14 protein-coding genes are annotated in these 21,020 nt (G+C 50.6%); 6 read left to right on the forward strand and 8 right to left on the reverse strand.

Going from position 1 to position 21,020, the window contains the following annotated elements; all coding sequences use genetic code 11:
- Positions 1-224: 224 nt before the first annotated feature.
- The 3 genes from FJM74_RS13310 to FJM74_RS13320 all read right to left on the reverse strand — a co-directional run bounded on the left by FJM74_RS13310 (position 225) and on the right by FJM74_RS13320 (position 8,602).
- Positions 225-2,417, reverse strand: coding sequence for a hypothetical protein (locus FJM74_RS13310; protein ID WP_187263102.1), 2,193 nt, complete (start codon positions 2,415-2,417; stop codon positions 225-227).
- Between the two features lie 352 nt (positions 2,418-2,769).
- Positions 2,770-3,873, reverse strand: a complete 1,104-nt coding sequence (locus FJM74_RS13315; RefSeq protein WP_187263103.1) for a glycoside hydrolase family protein — start codon at positions 3,871-3,873, stop codon at positions 2,770-2,772.
- 727 nt (positions 3,874-4,600) lie between these two features.
- Positions 4,601-8,602 (reverse strand): LamG-like jellyroll fold domain-containing protein, encoded by a 4,002-nt coding sequence (locus tag FJM74_RS13320; RefSeq protein WP_187263104.1) that lies wholly within the window; start codon positions 8,600-8,602, stop codon positions 4,601-4,603.
- A gap of 363 nt (positions 8,603-8,965) precedes the next feature.
- On the opposite strand from FJM74_RS13320, the gene FJM74_RS13325 reads away from it, so the two are divergent.
- Together FJM74_RS13325 and FJM74_RS13330 are read left to right on the forward strand one after the other, a co-directional pair.
- Positions 8,966-9,919 carry a glycosyltransferase family 2 protein gene (locus FJM74_RS13325; protein WP_187263105.1) on the forward strand — a complete coding sequence of 318 codons (954 nt, stop codon included), beginning with the start codon at positions 8,966-8,968 and terminating at the stop codon, positions 9,917-9,919.
- A gap of 157 nt (positions 9,920-10,076) precedes the next feature.
- On the forward strand, positions 10,077-11,324 hold the full coding sequence (locus tag FJM74_RS13330) for a glycosyltransferase (RefSeq protein WP_187263106.1): 1,248 nt from the start codon (positions 10,077-10,079) through the stop codon (positions 11,322-11,324).
- Between the two features lie 3 nt (positions 11,325-11,327).
- On the opposite strand, the gene FJM74_RS13335 is transcribed toward FJM74_RS13330, so the two are convergent.
- On the reverse strand, positions 11,328-12,737 hold the full coding sequence (locus tag FJM74_RS13335) for a lipopolysaccharide biosynthesis protein (protein WP_187263107.1): 1,410 nt from the start codon (positions 12,735-12,737) through the stop codon (positions 11,328-11,330).
- 370 nt (positions 12,738-13,107) lie between these two features.
- Between FJM74_RS13335 and FJM74_RS13340 the strand changes: the two genes are divergently transcribed.
- The 3 genes from FJM74_RS13340 to FJM74_RS13350 all read left to right on the forward strand — a co-directional run bounded on the left by FJM74_RS13340 (position 13,108) and on the right by FJM74_RS13350 (position 16,340).
- Entirely contained in the window at positions 13,108-14,385 is a 1,278-nt protein-coding gene (locus FJM74_RS13340) for a PSP1 domain-containing protein (protein ID WP_187263108.1), read from the forward strand.
- Positions 14,378-14,860 (forward strand): gliding motility lipoprotein GldH, encoded by a 483-nt coding sequence (locus FJM74_RS13345; protein ID WP_187263109.1) that lies wholly within the window; start codon positions 14,378-14,380, stop codon positions 14,858-14,860. Before FJM74_RS13340 ends, FJM74_RS13345 begins: the two co-directional genes overlap by 8 nt.
- Positions 14,861-15,245: 385 nt before the next feature.
- A complete protein-coding gene (locus FJM74_RS13350; protein ID WP_187263110.1) occupies positions 15,246-16,340 on the forward strand; it encodes an endonuclease/exonuclease/phosphatase family protein in 1,095 nt (364 codons plus the stop codon).
- 82 nt (positions 16,341-16,422) lie between these two features.
- On the opposite strand, the gene FJM74_RS13355 is transcribed toward FJM74_RS13350, so the two are convergent.
- Positions 16,423-16,614 (reverse strand): cold-shock protein, encoded by a 192-nt coding sequence (locus FJM74_RS13355; protein ID WP_147923731.1) that lies wholly within the window; start codon positions 16,612-16,614, stop codon positions 16,423-16,425.
- Between the two features lie 531 nt (positions 16,615-17,145).
- A complete protein-coding gene (locus tag FJM74_RS13360; protein WP_187263111.1) occupies positions 17,146-17,430 on the reverse strand; it encodes a hypothetical protein in 285 nt (94 codons plus the stop codon).
- A 91-nt stretch (positions 17,431-17,521) separates the two neighbouring features.
- Here FJM74_RS13360 and FJM74_RS13365 point away from each other — a divergent pair, with 91 nt between their 5' ends.
- Positions 17,522-19,138, forward strand: coding sequence for a hypothetical protein (locus tag FJM74_RS13365; RefSeq protein ID WP_187263112.1), 1,617 nt, complete (start codon positions 17,522-17,524; stop codon positions 19,136-19,138).
- Positions 19,139-19,309: 171 nt separating this feature from the next.
- On the opposite strand, the gene FJM74_RS13370 is transcribed toward FJM74_RS13365, so the two are convergent.
- Together FJM74_RS13370 and FJM74_RS13375 are read right to left on the reverse strand one after the other, a co-directional pair.
- The gene (locus FJM74_RS13370; protein ID WP_194350002.1) at positions 19,310-20,188 is read right to left on the reverse strand and encodes a hypothetical protein; all 879 of its coding nucleotides are present in this window, start codon (positions 20,186-20,188) and stop codon (positions 19,310-19,312) included.
- 130 nt (positions 20,189-20,318) lie between these two features.
- Positions 20,319-20,876, reverse strand: a complete 558-nt coding sequence (locus FJM74_RS13375) for a hypothetical protein (protein WP_187263113.1) — start codon at positions 20,874-20,876, stop codon at positions 20,319-20,321.
- Positions 20,877-21,020: the final 144 nt, after the last annotated feature.

Consider the following 21,020-nt stretch of genomic DNA (forward strand, 5'->3'; position numbering starts at 1 on the left):
CTACACGAAATTGCTTTCCCGGCAAGTGGCTGTTCCTGCGTGCCATGCAACCTGCGGATCAGGAAATCCGCCGCAGTAAACTTCCGGACTGAGAAGTCCGGAGGAGCAGGAATTCTGGCTAAATTCAAAATAAAGCGGCCAGCGGCCAGGAAAAAGTAGGCACGAGCAAGAACGCTCGCGCCATTTTAAATATCCCTAATTTTTAATTTCCAATTAAGCGCAGCCTACGGCATTTTATGCAGTCCTTCCCATCTTACTTTCCAGGTGCCGTCATCCGGGAATCCTGGATTGGCTTTGTCAGGGGCACCGTCCCAGCCGGCTGCCATCATGGCTACTGCCGTGAGCAGGCCACCGTTGCCAGGCAGGTAAATGCGCAGGCGGTCGTCCTGGAAATTGTGGCCGTTTGGCAGGTAGGTGTTTTTCTGGGTATCCATGAACAACGCATCAATGGCTTTATCAGGAGCTCCCAGCCTGGCAGCACTCATGGCCATCAGCGGGTAGTCCCAGCCCCAGGTTGTATCCCACTGCCACTTCTGCTCAATCTCCTTATAGGTGTTCATCATTATGGCTGTATCGATCTTGGCACTCAGCGGCAGGTAACCGTAGGCTCCTACTACAGCCGGATGGTCGCGGCGGTAGAAATCGTCGGTGTAGGCTTGCGGGTGCGTAGCACTTGGCAGGTAGAGGCCATCTTTTATTGCCAGCGGCGCCAGCTTGTCGATGATGTCCTGCCATTTTTTGTCTTCGGGCATGCCCAGCCGCTTGCGCCACTCCTGCGCCACCGACAGCCCATAATGCCAGTAAGCCAGCTCAAACGGAGGGTCGTTGGTTTCTTTGGCCGGGAACAATTCCTGCGCAGGTATAATCGGAGCGGCTAAATGGTACTTCTGGTCTTTTTCGCTGTAGGTCGGGAAAGAGGCCATGAACTTGGCCGTTTCGAACACCAGTTCTTTGTATTTCTCAAGTGTCTCTTTGGTTGGATTCTGGCGATACACCAGTTCGGAGAAGTAAATGATGTGCGGCTGCTGCCAGATCAGGTACGGGCCCACGCTCGACGGGCTCTCGGCACCGTAAGGGTCGGTCATTTTCTGCCATCTCACACCCTCATAGCCTTGCCATTCAGCAGTTTTCCGGGCTTTCGGCATTACTTTGGTGTACCAGGGCAGGCTCCTCTCCAGCAGCGGCAGTCTGTCCCAGAGGGCGAAGTGCACGCCATGCCACCAGTGCATTTCCAGGTGTGGCTTGCCGTACCAGCTGTTAAAGGTGAGGCCGGTTTCCTGCGGTGGCAGATCGCCGGTGCACTGCAACTTGGTAAGGTACTGCGACAAAATTACCCGGCGCTCCAGCTCGTGGGCCCGTGGGTCGGTAGAGCCGGCAAAGTCGATAGCGCCTCCTTCTGTCCAGAATCTTTTCCACTCGGTTTCGCTGCTGGCTTGTGTTGCTTTAAAATCAGCGATGTCTTTTGTCTGGTTCTGGCTGAAAAGCACGCTGAACTCCAGGCTTTCGTCTTTGGTAGTGGGTACTAATTCAAAATGGTGTCTTTCCTTTTCGGTGAAGTTGCCTGTCTTGTCCCAGCGTACGTTGGTATAGTACACAGTGGTGTCGAGTTGCCGCTTCAGCTGCACCTGGTTGGCTCCGGATTCCGACCTGGCGAGGGTGGTGCTGTGCCTGTCCTGCTTCTCCCAGTTATAGCCGGGGCACACGTGGCAGTCGGCGCCGTACGGGAATTTAAAGAAAACCTTCAGGCGCTCCTTAGCGATGAGCGGAGAGGTAATACGTGCCGAGATCTCGTCTTTCTCCTGGTGCCCGAACAGCTCCACCGTTACCGGCACGCCTTCAATCTCATATTTGCTTTCTATTTTACCGGTCCAGAGGTTGAGGTTTTGGTTGATGTTCTGGAGCTCATGGATGGCGGCCTGCTCCCCGTTTTCCTTCAGCAGCACCAGGCCCACGATGCCCAGGTGCAAGCGGTGCGGGTTGGTGCGCAGGTAGTTCATGGCGTCTACTTTGCGGCCTGTGCCTTTGTGCTGCACCGGAAACGGAATCACCCTGCCATCTGCGGCGGTATCGTAACGGGCTACATCCTCGAGGGTGTATTTCTGGTCGTTCGGCACCGAATGCCAGCCCCACTGCGACTGCGTACCCAGCGACACGCCATTGTCGTAGTCCTGGTAAAAGCTCTGCAGCCCCGACACGTCTACGGTATAGGCAAAGTCGCCATTCCCTACCGACAAAGAGGCCAGGGTGTCAGGCGATGTAAGGGTAACATTATGGCGGCTGACCAGAGCCTGCCGGTCTATTTTACCAGGTTCTGTACCGGTAGAGGTGGTATCAGAGGCGCTGCAACTGAACAGAAGGGCTGTGGCTGCCAGTAAGGCAAACTTCAAGTTACTTCGCTTTGGCTGTTGTTTTATCATGTAGTTGGTTATTGATCAATTATTCAAATAAAAATACCCCTTTTCAGAATTTATGCAGCTGTTGCCGCTCCGGCTCTCTTTGCCACTGCGGTTTGTATAAGTTAAAACTGAGAGCCTATACCGCCAGTAGTTACAGCTTCACGACGCTACCATGGGCTTTCTCTTTATACCCAATAAATCCTGATCCCGGCTTTTCTGCTTCGGGCTTACAGGTACCAGAGGGCATAAGTGGTTTCGTCGCTGATTTTCCACTCTCCGCTCAGGCTAAAGAAGTTCTGCAGGCTGGCTTTCATTTTGCCGATTTTTTCAAACAAATAAGTCATGATGCTCAGATTTAAGTTTTAATTCGTTTTCAGTTCCTGGCACTTTTTCCTTCCGGCAACACTTCAAACACAAAGGCGCTGGAGGTCATGTATTTTCCGCCCTGCGATGCCAGAAACAGGTGCGTGGGCCGGCCGTTTTGCAGCAGCAGCTGTGGCCGTTCGAAGCGGCCGTATTTGGAGAGGTGCTTCGGCTTGGGTGGCTGCTCAAAGTAGTGGTCGGTGTTGTAGTAGGCAATGGTGGGCTCAGTCCATTTAATGCCGTCAGGCGACTCGAGGTAGAGGCCGTACTGGTGGTTAAAGATGCCCATGTCGCGCATCACCATTTTAAATTTGCCTTCCTCCTGCCACACATAGCCATCTTCTGCCTGTATGTTGTTGCCCCGCCCGGAGTAGTCGATAATCGGGTTGCCTTTGTACTTGGTGTAAGGGCCCTGCAGCTTGTCGGCTATGGCCAGGCCGTACTTGCGGTTGCCTCTTATTTTGGGGTCGGTGTAGTTTTCGTACTCGTAGGTGTTCCACGATTTGTAGTACAGAAAGTATCTGCCGTCGGGGTGCTTCACGAAGCTGGGGTTGGAGGAGCAGTGGTCGTCCCAGGCACCTTCCGGACCGGCTTCCACCAGCGGTTGGTCGGGGCGCTGCCAGGGGCCGTAGGGCGAGTCGGCAACGGCCAGCCCCACGCGCTTGGTGCTGGTTCTGCGGTTGGAGTTACCCATGTAAAAGAGGCAGTATTTGCCATCCACGAACTTGATGTGCGGGTTGTGGCAGGTGGTGCCATCCCAGAAGCCTTCGCCTCTCGGAGCCAGCACTGTAGATACATACTCAAACGGCGACTCAGGCGTGTCGGCCACGGCATGCGCAATTTCGGAGCTATTTATCCAGCCGCCCATGCCCTTTTCTGCCACCCACCTCGAGAAGAATACATGGGTTTTGCCATCCGGCCCAATGATCGGGCTGGTGCCCCACACGTAGTACCCTTCCATTTCGAGCACACGCCCCACCGGCTTCAGTCTTTTGCTGAAATCGGAGACCTTGTCCTTCTGACCAGCTGCGGCAAAACTTTGCATGCCCAGGCCAGCACATGAAAATAAAAGAGGCGACGCAGCGGCGATACCCAGGAATTTTCGTCTATCCATACTAAAATGCTACTGAACGGCAGGAAGTGCTCCTACAAGAGCCTATTTCCTGCCCAGTATAAAACTACTGATTGTTAGCACAACAAGCATCCTGCTGTGTCCGGTGGAGCCACTGGTCCTTATCCGAAGCCAGGCTGGCCTGATCTGCAATAGCCCTGGCATTAACCGTGTCAAACCGGTTGTGAAGCAGCATCTGTAATGGACCCCACAGGCTTAAATCTGCTCAAATCGTTGCTCATCAAGTTAAAAAACCTTACTACTTTGTGTATCTACCAGATAAAAAGATTAGGGATTTGGAGGTGGCGGAATGTTAAAACTAACTATTATAGGCGCAATGGGCAAAACCACATCTCGGAAAGACTTTAGGCTTCGGCAAACGGCAGGAGTACATATTCTGAAAATTCTGGGGATAAGGGTCCTAGTTTGAAGATTCAGTTAAACAGCAGCAGCAGGGGCAGCAGAGCAACTCAGGTCCGGAGGGGCTTTTTCATTAGAATAATTTCTGAATCACGGATTAGCATTTAATCTTTCCCAATCCTGAAAATCCTATAATCCTGAGAATCCTGATTCAGATAAACAGCAGCAGGAGGAGCAGCGCATCCAGGCTATGGAGGGGCTTTTTCATTAGAATAATCTGGCTTGAATGTGTTTTACCAGAGAGTGCGGCAACAAAAAAGCTCCGGGAAGTTCCCCGGAGCTTTCTGCAAAGTACTGGCGAATAGACTGCCTACCGCTGCACCACAATTTTTCTGGTAACCACTGCCTTCTCTGTCACCAGTTTTACCACGTATACGCCGGCGTTATAGCTGCTGGCATTTAGCTCGTGGGAGAACATCTGGTTAGCTTCTGCTCTACCTGAGCCCAACAGTTCTACCAGCGCCCCTTTCAGGTCGTAGATCTCTATTGTATACGCACCTTGCTGCGCCAGCTTAAATGCTACAGTTGCTCTGCCCGAAAGTGGGTTCGGATAGGTGATAAGTTCGCCTGCCGCCGCCACTGCTTCGTTCCTAGAACTCAGCACATTGCTGAACAGGGCTCCGATCTCGGTGTCTGACAAAGCATAGTTATACAGACGCACATCATCCATCTGATCACGGTAAGGCCTGTTTTCAGCAGAGTTGCCGATCATGAGCGGGTCGGCCTTCCCGATGCTCTGTGTGGAGTAGCCTTTGGAGCCGGCCAGCACATTGTCGATGTAGAGCTTAATCTGCTTTGCCTCTGTGTCTCTTACCGCTACCACATGCCGCCACTCGTTGTTGAAGAAGTTGTAGGGCGCTGCGGCCACGTTCACATCGATATTGGATTTTGTTTTGCCATCGTCTATCGCAAACGTTAGCTTGCCATCCCTTACCTGTACGCCGTACCACTTGCCGGTACCCGCCTCAAAGGTTCCTTTGTGTATCAGGTAGGTATCTTTAGCATTTGTGGCAGCATACAGATAAGTATTGGCCGGAATCTTCACCCACATGGAAATGGTAAAGGCATTCTCATCGAATCTGAACTGCTCAGCATCCGGCACCACAATGCCGCCTGTGCTGGCAGGGTTGCCAAACTGCAAAGCCCCCTGGTGTTTTCCGGTTGTCCAGGCAGCGTCGTTCATGCCCGTCAGGGTTCCGGTTGCCTGATAAGGGCTGGCGTCTGCTGCCTCGGTGCCGCTGGTTTCATCCAGTTTCCAATGGCCTACCAAACCTGCCTCAAAGGCAGCGGTTGTGAAGGACCACACTGTTCCGGCGGTTGTGCCCTCGTCACCCACTGCATCTACACGCCAATAGTAGGTAGTGTTGGCGGTGAGGCCCTCTACCTGATAGCCTGCATTTTCTACAGGAACATCAGCCACGAAAGGCAGGTTGGAATTATCTGTTCCGAAATAGAGCTTGTAAGAGGTGGTGTTCAGGCCTCCCTGCCAGGTTAAGGTGGTGCTGGCGGCATCCATGATCTGGCTGTTATGGGCAGGAGCAGGCGTTAAGGCCTGCAGTGGCAGCGGACTTGTATGGTACTGCTCCATAACCTGCACCGGCGACAGCGCATAGTTGAAAATCTTCAGTTCGTCGAGCTTGCCCTTGTAAGGAGCAGGTGTAGCGGTAGCGGCTTCAAACTCCAGTTCACCAATGTTACCGATGATCAGCGCACTTGCCTCTCCTATGCCCGAAAGTGCTTTCGTAATAGCGGCTTCACTTACAAAAACACCGTTTCGGAACAACTGCAGTTTATTCGTGGCAACATCTCTGATGGCCACCACATGCACCCACTCGTCGGTAAAGAATGGCGTACCATCTGTTTGCAGCTCATCTTTGCCCCCGCCGTTGGCGTCGTTGTCATCGTCTATGGCAAAGCGGAACTGCTTGTTTTTGAACTCAATGTTGAAGCGTTTGCCTGTTGCACCGGTTGCCTCGTTTTTGGTAAACGAACCTTTGGCCAGCAGGTAAGCGCTGGAGTTGTTGTCAGCAGGAAGTAGGGCTGCGCCGGCCTTCATCCAGAAGGAAAGCGAGAAAGAGCTTTTGTCCAGGAACAACTGGTCCTGGTTCGGCACGCTTACCACATACATATCGGTAGCGGCGGTAGCAAAATCGAGCGCCCTGTTTACTTTGCCATCTACCCTGATGCTCTGGTCTTCTCCATCGAGGCCCAGCACCCCGTGGTTTTCGTACGGTGACGAATCCAGGATCTGATCATTTTCCTCTGCCGGCTCATCGAAAGCCCAATGGCCCACCACACCGTTAGGGAAGGACCTGGTAGTACGGAAAGTCCAAACCGTGCCGACGGCAGTACCTTTTTCGTTGGTAGCATCTACGCGCCAGAAGTAGGTCGTATTCTCGGCAAGCTCGGTCAGGTTAAAGGTTGGGTTGGCTGTATAGGCTACTTCTCCTTGTTTGGTAAGCCCATCTGCGGAAGCGCCAACGTATACTTCATATGTAGTGGTGTTGTCGCTACCTGCCCACTTCAGCACAAGTGCACCCTCTGTGAGTTCTGCGTACTGGTAGTTGTTGGCCGGAGCCGGTGCAGAGGCAACAGCCGGAGCGGTGGGTATGGGCGGTGTCTGAACCGTGGCTATGGCACTGTAGGCCGACACATGTTCCTCGTTCACCGACTTTAAGCGGTAGTAATAAGTAGTGTTCGGAACCAGGCCCTCGGCATCGGTATAGGTGGTGGTGTTGGCGGCAGGCTCGGCCACAACGGTAAAGTTGCTGCCATCTACAGATCGCTCCACCACAAAATTAGTCTCGTTATCGGAATTATCCTTCCAGTTAATGACTACCGTGCTGGAGGCTGGTTCCTCAACGGAGGTAGCCGTAAGCGTAACAGCAGTAGGCGGCTTTATGAACACCGGAGCAGGCGAATCTACCAACGAGTTCACATATACTTCTATGTTGAGGTACTCCGGATAGTCGGTGCTATAGGCTACGGCATCCTGCTTGTTGTTTTTGTTTAAGCCATGGGCATCCTCCCAGGCATCAGGCATGCCGTCCCCATCCGTGTCTAAAGGAGCAGGTGCGCCAAATACTTCGCCTAGCCCGCCATTGGCCAAGGGCAGGTCGCTTTCGAGATACACATAATGGCCTTTGGTTCCGCGCGACGCTACTTCGTCAACCATGAATGCATCTACCTGGTCGCGGGCCGGGTAATTGGCGCCGACATTGTTTATTACCCACTCATATGCTTCGGCTGCGGTAAGCGAAGGGGCTGCCATCGGGTAGGCAAAAGGCTGCGCCTGAAAGGCATCCTCAGTTATGCCCGGGTAGCCTGTCGCATTGAAAGGCACCAAAGTACCATCCAGCACACCGTTTTTATTGTTGTCGAAATAGTTGCCGGCGCCATACAGGTTAAACGTGCCAGTGCCTCTCGAGAAGGGTGTGGTCTTGTTAGCCGGTGTGAGCGGGCCTCCTACAAAGTAGTTATTGATGATGTTTACTTCAGAAACAGCGCCGGAGCCGCCCATAATATAGGCATCGCCGCTCACCGTATGCCCCATCGGGTTGTTGGCGTTGCCATAGTTGTACACTACGTTGTTTATAAATTCGTTTACGCCCTTCACTTTGGGGTTACGGGTTTTGTTGCTGATGTACAGGTTCTTCAGCAGGCTGATCTTACCGTTAGGCGTTTCCATAAGCCCTCCGGCTGAGTGGTTGTGCCGGTGCAGGCCCTGCCCGATAATGGTATTCTGGATAGTGATGTTTGTCGGCTCATTTCCTTTTCCGTCCCAGTTAATAGAGAACACCTCATCCAGCCCCCAGGAAAAAGACATATGGTCAAAAATCATGTTGGCACCGTTCGCAATGCCAGAGGCATCATCGTTTCGTCCTGCCCCGGCATTGGTCCCTAATCTGATCCTCAGATAGCGGGCAATGGTATTGTCGGACCCGGAGAAGGTTACTCTTTTGCCATACAGCACCACCCCATCGCCAGGGGCTGTCTGGCCTGCAATGGTTGTGTTATTGGCTACCACTATCTGCGAATTCAGACGGATAATTCCTCCCACGGCAAACACCACAATCCGCCCTGGTCGGCTTACGGCATCTCTGAAGGAGCCTGGCCCGCTATCATTCAGGTTGGTAACTACATACACTTCTTGCGTAGCAGCACCTCTGGCACCAGGCGCGAACCGCCCAAAGCCATCTGCACCCGGAAAAGCAAGCGTCTGCGCCTGTGCTGCTGCGCTGTGGAGCAGGAAGAGCACCAGCACCAAACAGAGCACCAATATGCGTTGTAAATTCAAGTAATTTTTTTTCATGAAAGGAATGGGTTTAATGGAAATTTTTAGAAAGCTGTAAACTGGCAAGTTGGAATAGGGGAACATCAGCAGCAGGATGGGGCTGCAAAGGCAACTTCATCCAACTAACTTACATTTGTTAATTTTTATATAGCAATTTAATGAGGCTTATGCAGTTAAACATCCTGCTGTGTCCTGTGGGGAAGGAGAGAGTTATCATCATGTTAGGATTTACTAGCTTTTAGGATACTCTCGGGCAAATAGAATCAGATTCTTGCAGCAATAAAAAATGTAGCGAGGAGAGACTGCTGGCACTTTGGATGGAACAAATAATCTGATATTTGGACTCAGATTCTTGACTTTCATTTCCATGCTTGCTATATCATGTTGAGTTTAGCTACCTTTACCAAGAAGTTCCAGGAAAACTGCCAGATGGATGTTTCTGTTATTGTCATAAATTTCAACACGTTTGCGCTCACCTCAGCCTGCATCCGCTCCGTTTATGAAAAAACCAGCGGCGTAACGTTTGAGCTGATACTAGTAGATAATGGCTCGCATGAGTGCAGCCCCACCCGTTTTAAAGAAGAATTCCCAGACATTAAACTTATCATAAGTGAGACCAACCTGGGCTTTGCAAAAGGCAATAACCTGGGATTGCAAAAGGCAACAGGGCGTACAATACTGCTACTGAACAGCGATACGCAACTCTTGAACAATGCCATCGCACTGGCACATACACGGCTTCTGAAATCTCCTGAATCAGGTGCTCTGGCAGGAAAGCTATATTACCCTGACAGGAAAGTTCAGCACAATGTCCAACGCTTCCCCTCCATTAAACTGCTTCTCCTGGAAGTTCTGAGGCTCTTTCATTTAATGCCTTTGCAAAAGCGAGGCGAGGTTTTAATGGGCGGCTATTTCTCCTATCAAATAGAATTATTTGCAGATTGGACTTGGGCCACTTTCCTGCTGATCAGGCGGGACGTGCTTGATAACTTTCCAAACGGCAGGCTACATGAAGACTTCTTTATGTATGAAGAAGATAAACAATGGTGCCTTTTCATGCGGCAGTTGGGGTTGAAAGTTCTGTTTTCGCCACAGCCTCACATTTTGCACCACGCCTCTGGCAGCAGTAGCGCGAAGGAGTATTCATTCACCGTTAACACCTCCATCTTACACAATGAATTTCGGTTTTTAACCATGACAAAGGGAGTGATGTATGCCAGAATATTCTTCCTCCTAAAGACAGTTCAATATCTTACATCAGGATATACCCAGGCAAAAGCAATGGCGAAGCATTATTTACGAATTGCCCTGTCTGGACCACCTGCAACACAATAGTAAGATAAAGCTTCTTTTAAAATTGTGCTTTAAACAGCAGCATCAGCAGGTATAAATGTACCAGAAGGAGCTTTTTCATTAGAATAATTGGCTGTATTTGTTCCGGAGCAGGTAAGACCACTGAGAAAGTATAAGCGCTTAGAAGATATTATAAAGCATGAAATTAAGAATTGCCTACTGTGTAAGTTATTTTCCAGCAGAAACATATCATCTCAATCAGTTGAAAGGGCTTCTGGACGATAGACATCGTGTGACTATTTTTTCGATAGGCAAATTAAAAAACTATCCAGACCATGCGCTTGTCAATGAGTATAAAATGCTTTCCCTTACTCATGAAAGACCCTTCATTCCCAGAAACAAGCTGCTCCGCTTCCTGAAGGCTTTCGGGCTTCTGATGGCTAACCTCAGAGATGCCCGCTACCTGCTCCGAACCTTAAATATCCGCAGGTATGGCAAATATGCAGCTAACCTTCAGTTCTTCTACGATACCATTCCCTATCTGCGGGAGCGGGAGTTTGATATTGTTCACTGTCAGTTTGGGCCCAACGGTATAAAAGCGTTAAACTTCAGAGAAATAGGGCTACTCAAGGGCAGGCTGATCACCTCCTTTCATGGGTTTGATATTAACGAAAAAGCTTTCCTTTCCTGGCCCTCCCACTACTCCCGCAAAGGTCTTTACCGGGACCTGAGCAAGGAGTGTGAAATCTTTACTGTCAGCTCTATTTTTTCAAAGCAGACTGTGGTTAACCTGGGTATTCCTGCTCAAAAAATAGAGGTGCTTCCTGTAGGACTCGACACAAAAAAGTTCATCAGAGATCAAAATACAATAGTTCCTACTGCTCCACCAATTGTACTTACTGTCTCCCGCCTCGTTCCGTTCAAAGGCCTGGAGTACAGCATGCTGACAATTAAAAATTTAATACCCGACTTTCCTAGTCTGAAGTACCATATTCTGGGCGAAGGAGAAGAAAGGCCAACGCTGGAGAAGTTGATACGGGAGTTAGGTTTGGAGAAGAATGTGTTTCTTCATGGAGCCGCTACACAGGAGCAAGTGCTTGCCTTTTACAACAGAGCTCAGGTGTTCCTGCTAAGCAGCATAGAGGCCGAAGACGGCGAAGTAGAAACGCAAGGGCTGGTAGTGCAGGAGGCTCAGAGTATGGAACTACCCGTAGTAGTAAGTAATGCCGGCGGAACACCAGAAGGTTTAATTGATGGAAAAACAGGTTTTGTAGTGCCTCAGAAGGACGTACATGGTATGACGGTCAAGCTCCGCACACTACTCCAGAACCCAACTTTAAGAGATGCTATGGGCAAGGCAGGACGTGCTTTTGTAGTAGAGCGTTACGATAATAAGGTACAGCACCAGAAACTGATGCAGCTGTATCAGGCTTTGCTTCACAAGTAAAAATCAATTACTTCTTTTTAGGAAGATCACTCCTAAACTAAGACATACTAAGGTAACAGATACCAAAATTTTGTAATACAAAGCACTATCAACTAAAAAATACACAGCCAAAAGCAGCAGAATGGTCATTAACAACCACCACAGCGGGTAATAGTTCACCATTGCTTCTGCTTTATACTCCTTCATGAAAAAGCCTGCATACCCCATGTACATGAAGCACGCAAAGGTTGTAAAGGCGGCAGCCTCATATCCATATATGGGCACCAGTATAAAATTTAGAACGACATTTGCCACCCCTCCCACAGTTGATATTTTCCAGAGTTTGTTTGTTTGTTCGCGGTAAGAGAGCAGGTTTATGACAGCCAGGTACATCGGCCTGAAATTACACCCCATAAGTATGATAATCGCGATAGGATACGCCTGCTGCAGCTCGTCATTCCTGATCAGTATTTCAAAGGCTTCTTTCATCCAGATGCTTCCCAGGGAGGTAGCCAGCAAAAAGAGCACTTGTAATGAGAAGGTCATGCGGCGAATCTGCAGTGCTGCCTCCATGTCGCCTCTACGGGAATAGAGCTGCATATAAACAGGAGTGGCAGCCTGCACAATAGCACCACTGGCAGAGGCAAAGTAACTTCCAAAATTAGCTGCCACATTATATAAGCCAATCTGGGGAAGTGGAACCCGCAATATCCCCATGACCAGTTTGTCAGATGCATCCAACAGGAAAAAGGACATATGATGCGGCACTACCGGAACTGATACACGCAAGGCGCTTATGATCCTGGACCATTTAAAATTAAAGATGGGCCACAGCTGTTGCTTGACATACACAAAATAGAAGTTGATGAAGAACCCTGCCACAGCTCCGAAAAAATGCCCATAGAACCAGCCCCTGTACCCAAGGTTCAAATACCTGATAGCATAAATATTAACAGCGACCACCACCATCCCAACCACCAATGATCGGAAAGCAACAGGCAGGGGCCGCTGGGAAAGCTGAAAAAACACGTTTGATTGTACATCCGTAGCTGAGAAAAACATGGCTGGTATCGCAAAAAGCAAAGCAGTCTGCAACTTGTTTTCCAGGGTGTGTATAGGCACAAAAAGAAATATTACCAGCCCGAGAACTAACCCGTATAATAGCGTCCAGATGGAGATAAACCCATTCAACTGCCGCCATACCCACTTGTACCGCACAGGAGAATTCACAAAGCTATTCACCATTACAACCGACAACCCTAGAAACTGCAGAAACCCCAGTCCAGATACCAACGCCATCACTACGCCAGCTATACCATAATCCTGGGTTGATAAATACGGCGTTATGATCGGCAGCGTCAGCACCCCAGCCAGTCGTGGCAGCTGTGCCGCCAGGCCGTAGATGGCCGCATCTGATAATAATTTTCGAAGCATTGCCCAAATTTAAACGATAATTTCTGGCGCAGTGCAAAAAAGCTTGGCATCTGTCATACGTGCTAATTCGTCATATTTCCTGAAAATTGCACCAAAAACAGCCGCTTACCGTTTGTTTCGGTAGCAGAATTGGCAACGGCTAAATCAAAAGCTCAAAAAATTAGTATATTTGTTAATTGTAAAAAATGAAAACAAGCGTTAGCCTGACTAACATAAAGGAGATATAATTGTGGGATGTAGTTCATGTTCTAGTGGCGGTTGCGGCTCTAAGGGCAGCACCGCTGATAGCAGCCCCGCTGGCTGCAAAAGTAACGGAGGTTGCAGCACAGGTGGCTGCAACCGGCTAAACGTGTTTGATTGGCTGAGCGATATGGATTTGCCAACAGCATTTGAAGAATTCGATATAGTAGAAGTACGGTTTAAAGGCGGGCGTAAAGACTTTTTCAGAAACCCGAATAAGGTGGAGCTTATTACCGGCGATCCGGTGGTGGTAGACGTCCCCAATGGGCACCATATTGGCCATGTATCGCTGAAGGGTGAACTGGTGCGCCTGCAGATGCTGAAAAAGAAGGTCGACAACAACGAGGAGATCCGAAGCATTTACCGGGTGGCCAACGAGCGCGACATGGAGAAGTTTAACGAAGTGCGCGACCTGGAAGGGACCACCATGTACCGCGCCCGCGAAATTATCCAGAACCTGCGCCTGAAAATGAAGCTCTCGGACGTGGAGTACCAGGCCGACAAGTCCAAAGCCACTTTCTACTATTCGGCCGACGACCGCGTGGATTTCCGGGACCTGATCAAAAAGCTGGCCGAGGAATTTAAGATCCGCATCGAGATGCGCCAGATCAGCCTGCGGCATGAGGCCGGACGCCTGGGCGGAATTGGCTCCTGTGGCCGTGAGCTTTGCTGCTCTACCTGGCTCACCGACTTTAAAAGTGTATCTACCACAGCGGCCCGGTACCAGAACCTCTCGCTCAACCCCAGTAAGCTGTCGGGGCAGTGTGGCCGCCTGAAGTGCTGCCTCAACTATGAGCTGGAAACGTACATGGAGGCCCTGAAGGATATACCGACTGTGGCCCGACCACTCCAGACAAAGCAGGGCGATGCCATCCTGCAGAAAACAGACATCTTTAAAAAGATGATGTGGTTTGGCTTCAGGGGCGACAACAACTGGTACCCCGTGCCGGCAGCGCGCGTTAAGGAGATTCAGGAGCTGAACGCAAAGGGTATGGCCGTGGAGTTCCTGGTGCAGGAAGCCGCGCCGGAGCCTAAGCAAAATGAGTTCGTGACGCAGGTAGAGGGTAGCCTGGAGCGCCTCGACGACAAGTTCAAAGTAAGCAAGAAGAAGAAAAAGAAGAAAAAGAAAACTAATCCGGAAGGCGCTGCACCTGCAAAACCTGCTCCTGCTGCGGCCACAGAGCCAAAAGCCGCTGGCGAGCAGCAGCAACACCGCAGGCAGAAACCTTTCCATCAGAAAAACAAGAACCGGGGCGAAGAAGGCGGCAGCGTGCCAAACCAAACGGCTCAGCCGGCCCAGGCCGCCACAGGCGAAGCCAGCCAGCTGCAGCCGCGCAAGCAGAAGCCACGCAAGCCCTTTAACAAAGGCAAAAAACCGGATCAACCTAAACCAGGCACCAATGCATAAACTTGCTTTATGGGGAGTTGCTCTTTTGCTGCTTTCGCTTGTGAGTTGCGACCCGGCACGAGTATATGAACAGAACGTGGATGTACCGGAAGGAAACTGGTATGTAGATAACAGTCAGAACTTTGAGTTCCAGATTCAGGATACCACGCAGCGTTACGATATCTATTTTAATGTGCGGTATTCGCTCTCGTACGAGTTCTACAACCTGTACCTGCAGCACCAGTTGCTTGGCCCGGACAGTGCACAACTGTCGTCGGCCCTGCACGAGCTTAAATTGATGGACCCTAAAACCGGAAAACCGCTGGGCAATGGCTCCAGTAATATCTTCGACCTGCAGGCACTAGCCATTAAAAATGTAGCGTTCCGGAAAGTGGGTACTTACAGGCTAAAGCTGACACAGTATATGCGCCGCGACCCGTTGCCGAACATACTTGCCGTGGGAGTTCGGGTAGCTGCCAGAAATTCAGAGAACTAGTGCCCGTCCTTTAAATTCAAAAGCCCCTTATCATCCTGAAAAGGCAGATAAGGGGCTTTTGAATTCTATCCTAAACCCGGAAAACTTACGCTTTCCAAAAGCCACCGTAAGCACAACCCAGGCCCCTGTTCTGCGCCCCGCAGCAAGTAAAAATATTCAGGGCGGCCAGCGACATCTCAAAGCCGACATCCACGTACAAGGGGCATACCGTGCAGGCACCTGGGGTTGCGCTGGAGCTTTCCAATTTCCCGGCATCTTACAAAAAGGCTTTTCGGGGCAGCAGCAGCTATAGCAATCGCCGAAGGCCTTTTTCATTCAAATAATTTCGCCCGGCCCTGGAGGTAACATCAATATGCCGCCGTAGCTTATTTTAAACAAACCTTGTATGAAACTCACGCTCCTTATAGCAGGATCTGTACTGACGCTCTTCTCTTTTCTACCGCTTATCAGTACCCCCCTCTGGTGGATCAGAGTGCTGGATTTTCCGCGCGTGCACGTAGCTCTTTTTCTTACCATTACCCTCATCGTGTACACCATCTGCTATGGGCTTGGCAGCACGCGCGAAATCGTCCTGATTGCTATCTGGGGAATAGCCATTCTTAACGAGGCCAGGTATATTTTCCCTTTCACACCGCTTGCCAAAATTGAAGCTCTAAGATCAGAGCAGAAACAGCCACGCCACAGCTTCAATATAATGATTGCCAATGTGCGCATGACCAACACCAAATATCAGAAGTTTCTGGAGGTGGTACTGGAGCACGACCCGGACATCGTGGTGATAAATGAGCCCAATGCCGTCTGGCACGACCACCTGCGCCAAAGGCTGGATGCCAAATATCCTTATTCTATCAAAAAGCCCCTGGAGAACACCTATGGCATGATACTGTACAGCCGGCTCCCCTTACACAACAGCGAAATCAGGTTTCTGGTAGAAGACAGCATTCCTTCTTTTTACACCGTGGTAGAACTGCCGGGCGGGCCTAAGTTCGATTTCTTTACTGTGCACCCACAGCCTCCGCGCTTGCTGAAAAACACAGAAACCAGAGAAGCCGAACTGCTTATTGTAGCCAAGCAATCTAAGGAAACACCCTACCCCTCTATTGTGGCTGGCGACCTGAACGATGTGGCCTGGTCTGGCACCACAAAGCTCTTTAAGAACATCAGCGGCATGCTCGACCCACGGGTTGGGCGTGGCTTCTACAACACCTACAATGCATTTATCCCCCTGTTCCGCTACCCCCTCGACCATGTTTTCTATGACCCCAAGTTCCGGCTGATAAACCTCAAAAGGCTAAACAAGTTTGGATCAGACCACTTCCCTATTATGATTACCCTCAACTATGAGCCGCAGGAGGAAGAAAAGCAGGAACACCCTGTTGCCGAGCCGGAAGAACACGAAGAGGCAAACGAAATGATTCAGGAAGGACTGGAGAAAGGAGAGGAAAAGAATGGGGAAAGAACTGACGAGGAAAAGAAATAAAAAAACCCACTCTATACATAGAGCGGGTTAAAATAGGTGAATGTAGCCCGCCAGGGGCACTATATATCTTTAACTGCAGAAATTAGATTTTCTCTACGTTAATTGCATTCAGTCCTTTTTTGCCTTCTTTCAACTCAAAAGAAACACGGTCGTTTTCACGAATCTCGTGGATCAGTCCAGTCTGGTGAACGAAGATGTCCTGGTTGTTTTCGTCTGATACGATGAATCCAAATCCTTTAGACACGTTGTAAAATTTTACTTTACCTGTTTTCATGATAATAAATTAATTAAATAATATTTCAAAGGTAAAAATAACTTTTGAATTTTTTAGTATATGATTTAAAATAATTAACGCCTATATTGCCATTTTTGCCCTCTCTTAAATTTTTGCATCTTTAAGCAAATCAGGCCATTACAATAGCTTTTTCGCTTAAAAAGTAGCGAACATTTGTTCAATCAGCAAATGACCGTTTCTGCAGACCTCTTCTCCTCCTCGCTTTACCTAATATTTTGAATTTCATGGTGCCAGGCCACCGGCGCAGCAAAAACCCTCTTATACCTGACCCGTATAGCAGTAGTGGTTTATTGTCCTTAAAAAATAACAAAAAGTCCTGATTTAGGATTGTACACAATTGTATAAAGAAGAAAAAACTGAAAACATATTTGGAAAAACATCTACTATAAATTAACACAATTCTTACAAACCAAAAACTGAGGAGATCAGCACTATGAAAGACAATGAAAAAAACCAGAATCTAAACCCTTCATCCACTGAATCGGGAAGCGATTCGAATCAGGGGACTTCTTATTCGAAAACAGACTCTTCTATATCAGGTAGCAGCTCAGGAGGCAATCCTTCTTCTACCACGGGCTCAGGTTCAACCACAGGCTCAGGCTTGTCAGGCCAGAGTTCATCTTCTTCTACTTCATCGCCGGGCTCATCGTCAACATCATCGTCGTCTGGCCAGAGCGGTAGTAGCAAAACCACTGCTTCCGGGTCTAAATCTTCTTCAACCAGAGCAAGATCGGGCGCTACAAAAGAGGCAAAAACCTCAGACAACAAGAGCGGAAAAGCTTCTTCTTCAGGCACATCCTCCTCTAAGTCCTCCGGCTCGTCTTCATCTAAAAAGAGTGGCAGCCAAAGCTCCGGCGACGACTCCTCCAGAAGTAGCTACGGCTCCATGAGCAGCAGCGACCAGGACAACAGAGGCTCGCAGGACAGAGACATGAACCAGGGCTACGGCCAGAGCGGCGACCAAGGTGGCCGAAGTGGCTACGGTAGCCAGGGCGGCTATGGCTATGGCTCACAAAACAGCAACTATGGCGGACAGAGTGGCTACGGTTATCAGGGCGACTACGGCTCCTCATCGCAGGGTGCCGGCATGCAGCGCGGCTACGGCGACAGCTCCGGCTACAGCAGCAGCGGCGACCAGGGCGACTTTGGCGGCGGCAACCGCTCTGAACAAAACTGGGGCGGCAGCTCTGGCTCTGGCAACAACTTCAGAAACAGCATGAACGACAACTATGGCTCCTCATCGAGAGGCGGCTATGGCACTGGCAGCAGGCAACATGATATGGGCTCCGAAGGCGGTTTTAACTATGGTAACCAGGGTGGCATGGAAGGCAACCGGGTAAGATACCAGGACCAGGACTTCGGCGCATCCAGAGGCGGCATGCAGGGCGGTGACCAGGATAGAGAAGGCGACCGTCAGGGTGGCCAGGTTTATGGCGGCTCTTCCGGAGCTTTTGGCACACAGGGTAATTCGGCACAAGGCGGCTATGGCAGCTACGACAGCGGCCGCAGTGGCCAGGGCTTTAACAGTGGAGGCATGAGCGGTGGCGCCTATTCTGGCCGTAACTACGGAAACTATGACCAGGATGACCAGGGCAGCAACTATGGTTCCCGCCGGGGTCAGCAGAACGAGGAGTATGGCTCTTCTTCAGGCAGCCGCTACGGATCTTCTGGCAATTTTAACGCAGGGGCCTCCGGCGACTACAGCCGCGGCACCCGCTACGGCGAGGGCGGCAGCTACGGTGGCGGCGGTTCCAGCTACGGCCAGTCTAACTATGGCGGATCAGGCCAGAGAGGCTATGGCAACAACAACAGCAACTTCGACTCGTCGACCGATTACAGCAGAGGCTCATCCTCCCGCGGCATGAGAGAGTACGACGATGATGACTTCGGTTCTTCAAGAGGCTATGGCTCTCAGCGCGATATGCAGGGTGGCTATGGCAGCCGTGGCGGACAAGGTTCCAGAGGAGGCTCTTACAACGATGAGTACCGCTCCTCACGCTACGGCTCACAAGGCAGCGATTACGGTCAGTCTGATTATGGCTCCGGACAGCGCTCCTCAGGTTATGGCGAAAGCCGCGACCGTGACGGCTATGGCAACAGAAGCAACCGTGGCGGCATGAGCGGCAACTCTGGCTCCGGAACAAATTATGGTGGCTCGGGCTATGAGTCATCCGGTTACGGATCTTCTGGTTACGGATCTTCAGGATCTTCAGGATCAGGATCGGGTTCCGGCTACGGTTCCGGCTCCGGCTATGGAGGCTCCCGCAACAACTATGGTCAGGGTGGCTATAGCGAAGGCGGCTACAACCAGGGCGGCCGTGGTGGCGACCAGAGCCGCTTTGGCTCCATGGACAGCCGCACCTCGTACTACAGCGACAACCAAGGCTCGTCATCGCGCGAGAACTACCGTGGCAGCAACTACGACGAAGATCAGAGAGGTCAGCGTAATAGTAATTTCCAGAGCAGACGCACCGACCGGTACAGAAACCCCGACATGGACTAGTACCTGATAACTTCCTATAAAACAAAAAACCGCCTCCTGATTGGAAGGCGGTTTTTTTATGAGCCAGGTCTTCCGCTTACTCCTTCCTACTGCCACTAAAGGGCAGCAGCAGAAAAGAGGTCTTGAGGGGCATTTTTATTAGAATAATTCAACCCAGATCAGCCAAAGGCACTACTTCTTCTTCCGGAAAGTCACTACCCACAGCTTCCCCTTCTCATTGCCTACCAGCAACTGGTCCTCCGACAGGAACAGCACCGCCTCGGCTTGCCCGGTGCGGCCCAGCGGCAGGCAAAAACGCCTGTCTTGCAAAGTCACACGGCCGCTATCAGGCAACTGAAACAGGTACAGCCGCCCATAGCCGAGCAGGGCAAAACTGTTTTGCTCTGCATCAATATCTGCCGCTGTAACAGACGAATTCAATCTTAGCTCCTGTTGGGGCTGCAGTTGGTAAATTCCCTGCTGCGCTGGCAACTGGTAGAGCCGTGTGGTTTTACGGGAGCTTACGGGCCAGCTTTTGGAGAACAGGTGCAGCGAATCGTTGTGAAAGAAAAAAGCTTCCATATCATAATCGCGTCGCTTGCGCGGGGGCGGAAACTCTTGCTGGTCGGCAAAGCTGAACCTGATCGTATCGGGCAGTGCATGTGTTTCCGGCTGCAGTTTGTAGATGCGGAGGTTGCGCCGGGTATTGGTGTTGTTCCCGAATTCACCGATATACATGTTGCCCTCTGTATCCTGGGCCAGTTCCTCCCAGTCCTGGTTGCGCACCGGCACCTGCACCGTCTGTAACAGGTCGCCTTTCAGGTTAAACAGGTACAGCTGGTTTGGGCCTCCGGCATCGGAATGGGTCCAGAAGGTGGAGTCGGTGGCGCGGGCAAAGCCGGAACTTTCAGAAATGCGGCTGTCGAGGCGGCCGATGCGCTCTACCTGCACCTTGTAATCCTTCCGGAGACGGTCAAAATCGCTGTGCACTCTGTCGGGCAGGCAGCCACAGAAAAGGCTCTGCAGATATACATACACAGCAAAGAGCTTTACCACGATAGCTTCTTTCATCGGGGCAATATAAGCACAATATCAGAATTTGAGCGGGAGCAGCTGCAACAGCAGAAGAGAATGTGGCCGGAGCGCCATTTTCATTGACATAATTACCTGGCTCAGGCTGGCTGCTGCGGCTACACCCTAATCAGAACCGCTTGCCGATGCCTATGCCGACAGAGAAGGTATCGTAGGCATGCAGCCTGGTATCGTAGAAAATAGTGGGGGAGATGTCCCAATGAGAGCTTAATTCAATTTCATATTCCACGCCGCCACGCAGCACCAGCAACGTTTCATGCTCCTCCAGTTCCACACCAGGGCCAATCAGAAACACGAAGTGGTGAGCAGGTTTCCACAAACCATCTACCGTGAGCAATAAGGGGGCATGTCGCTCAAACAGATGCTCCGCTCCTTCGCGCCGCACCTCATAAGTAATTAGTTCGATATCGTTGTGCAAGCCTACTCCCCACTTGCCATTGAACCAATATTCGGCATCCAGGCCAATAGCCGGTACTACCAGGTAATCTTTTCCTTTCAGGGTTTCTGTACCAATGTAGGTATGGTCCAGCACAACGCTGCACCTGAAATGCCTGTAACCATGATCTTTACCGCTATTGTGAGGATCAGGTGTATGCTGCGCCTGGAGTTGAAAAGAGTACAGCAAAAGAGCCAGCAATACGCTGAGCAAAGGCTTGAAGAATTTCATATGACGAGACAGTAAAACTATTAAAATACGACCACAGAGCCCTGCCACACACAGCCCGGAAACTGGCCTGCGCGAGGGCCTGAAAATTCTGAATCGCTGCCTCAGCCTGATCTGCTCCTAAAGAGCAGTTCTACTTATCCCATC

The organism is Pontibacter beigongshangensis (assembly GCF_014332515.1).
Lineage (GTDB): Bacteria > Bacteroidota > Bacteroidia > Cytophagales > Hymenobacteraceae > Pontibacter > Pontibacter beigongshangensis.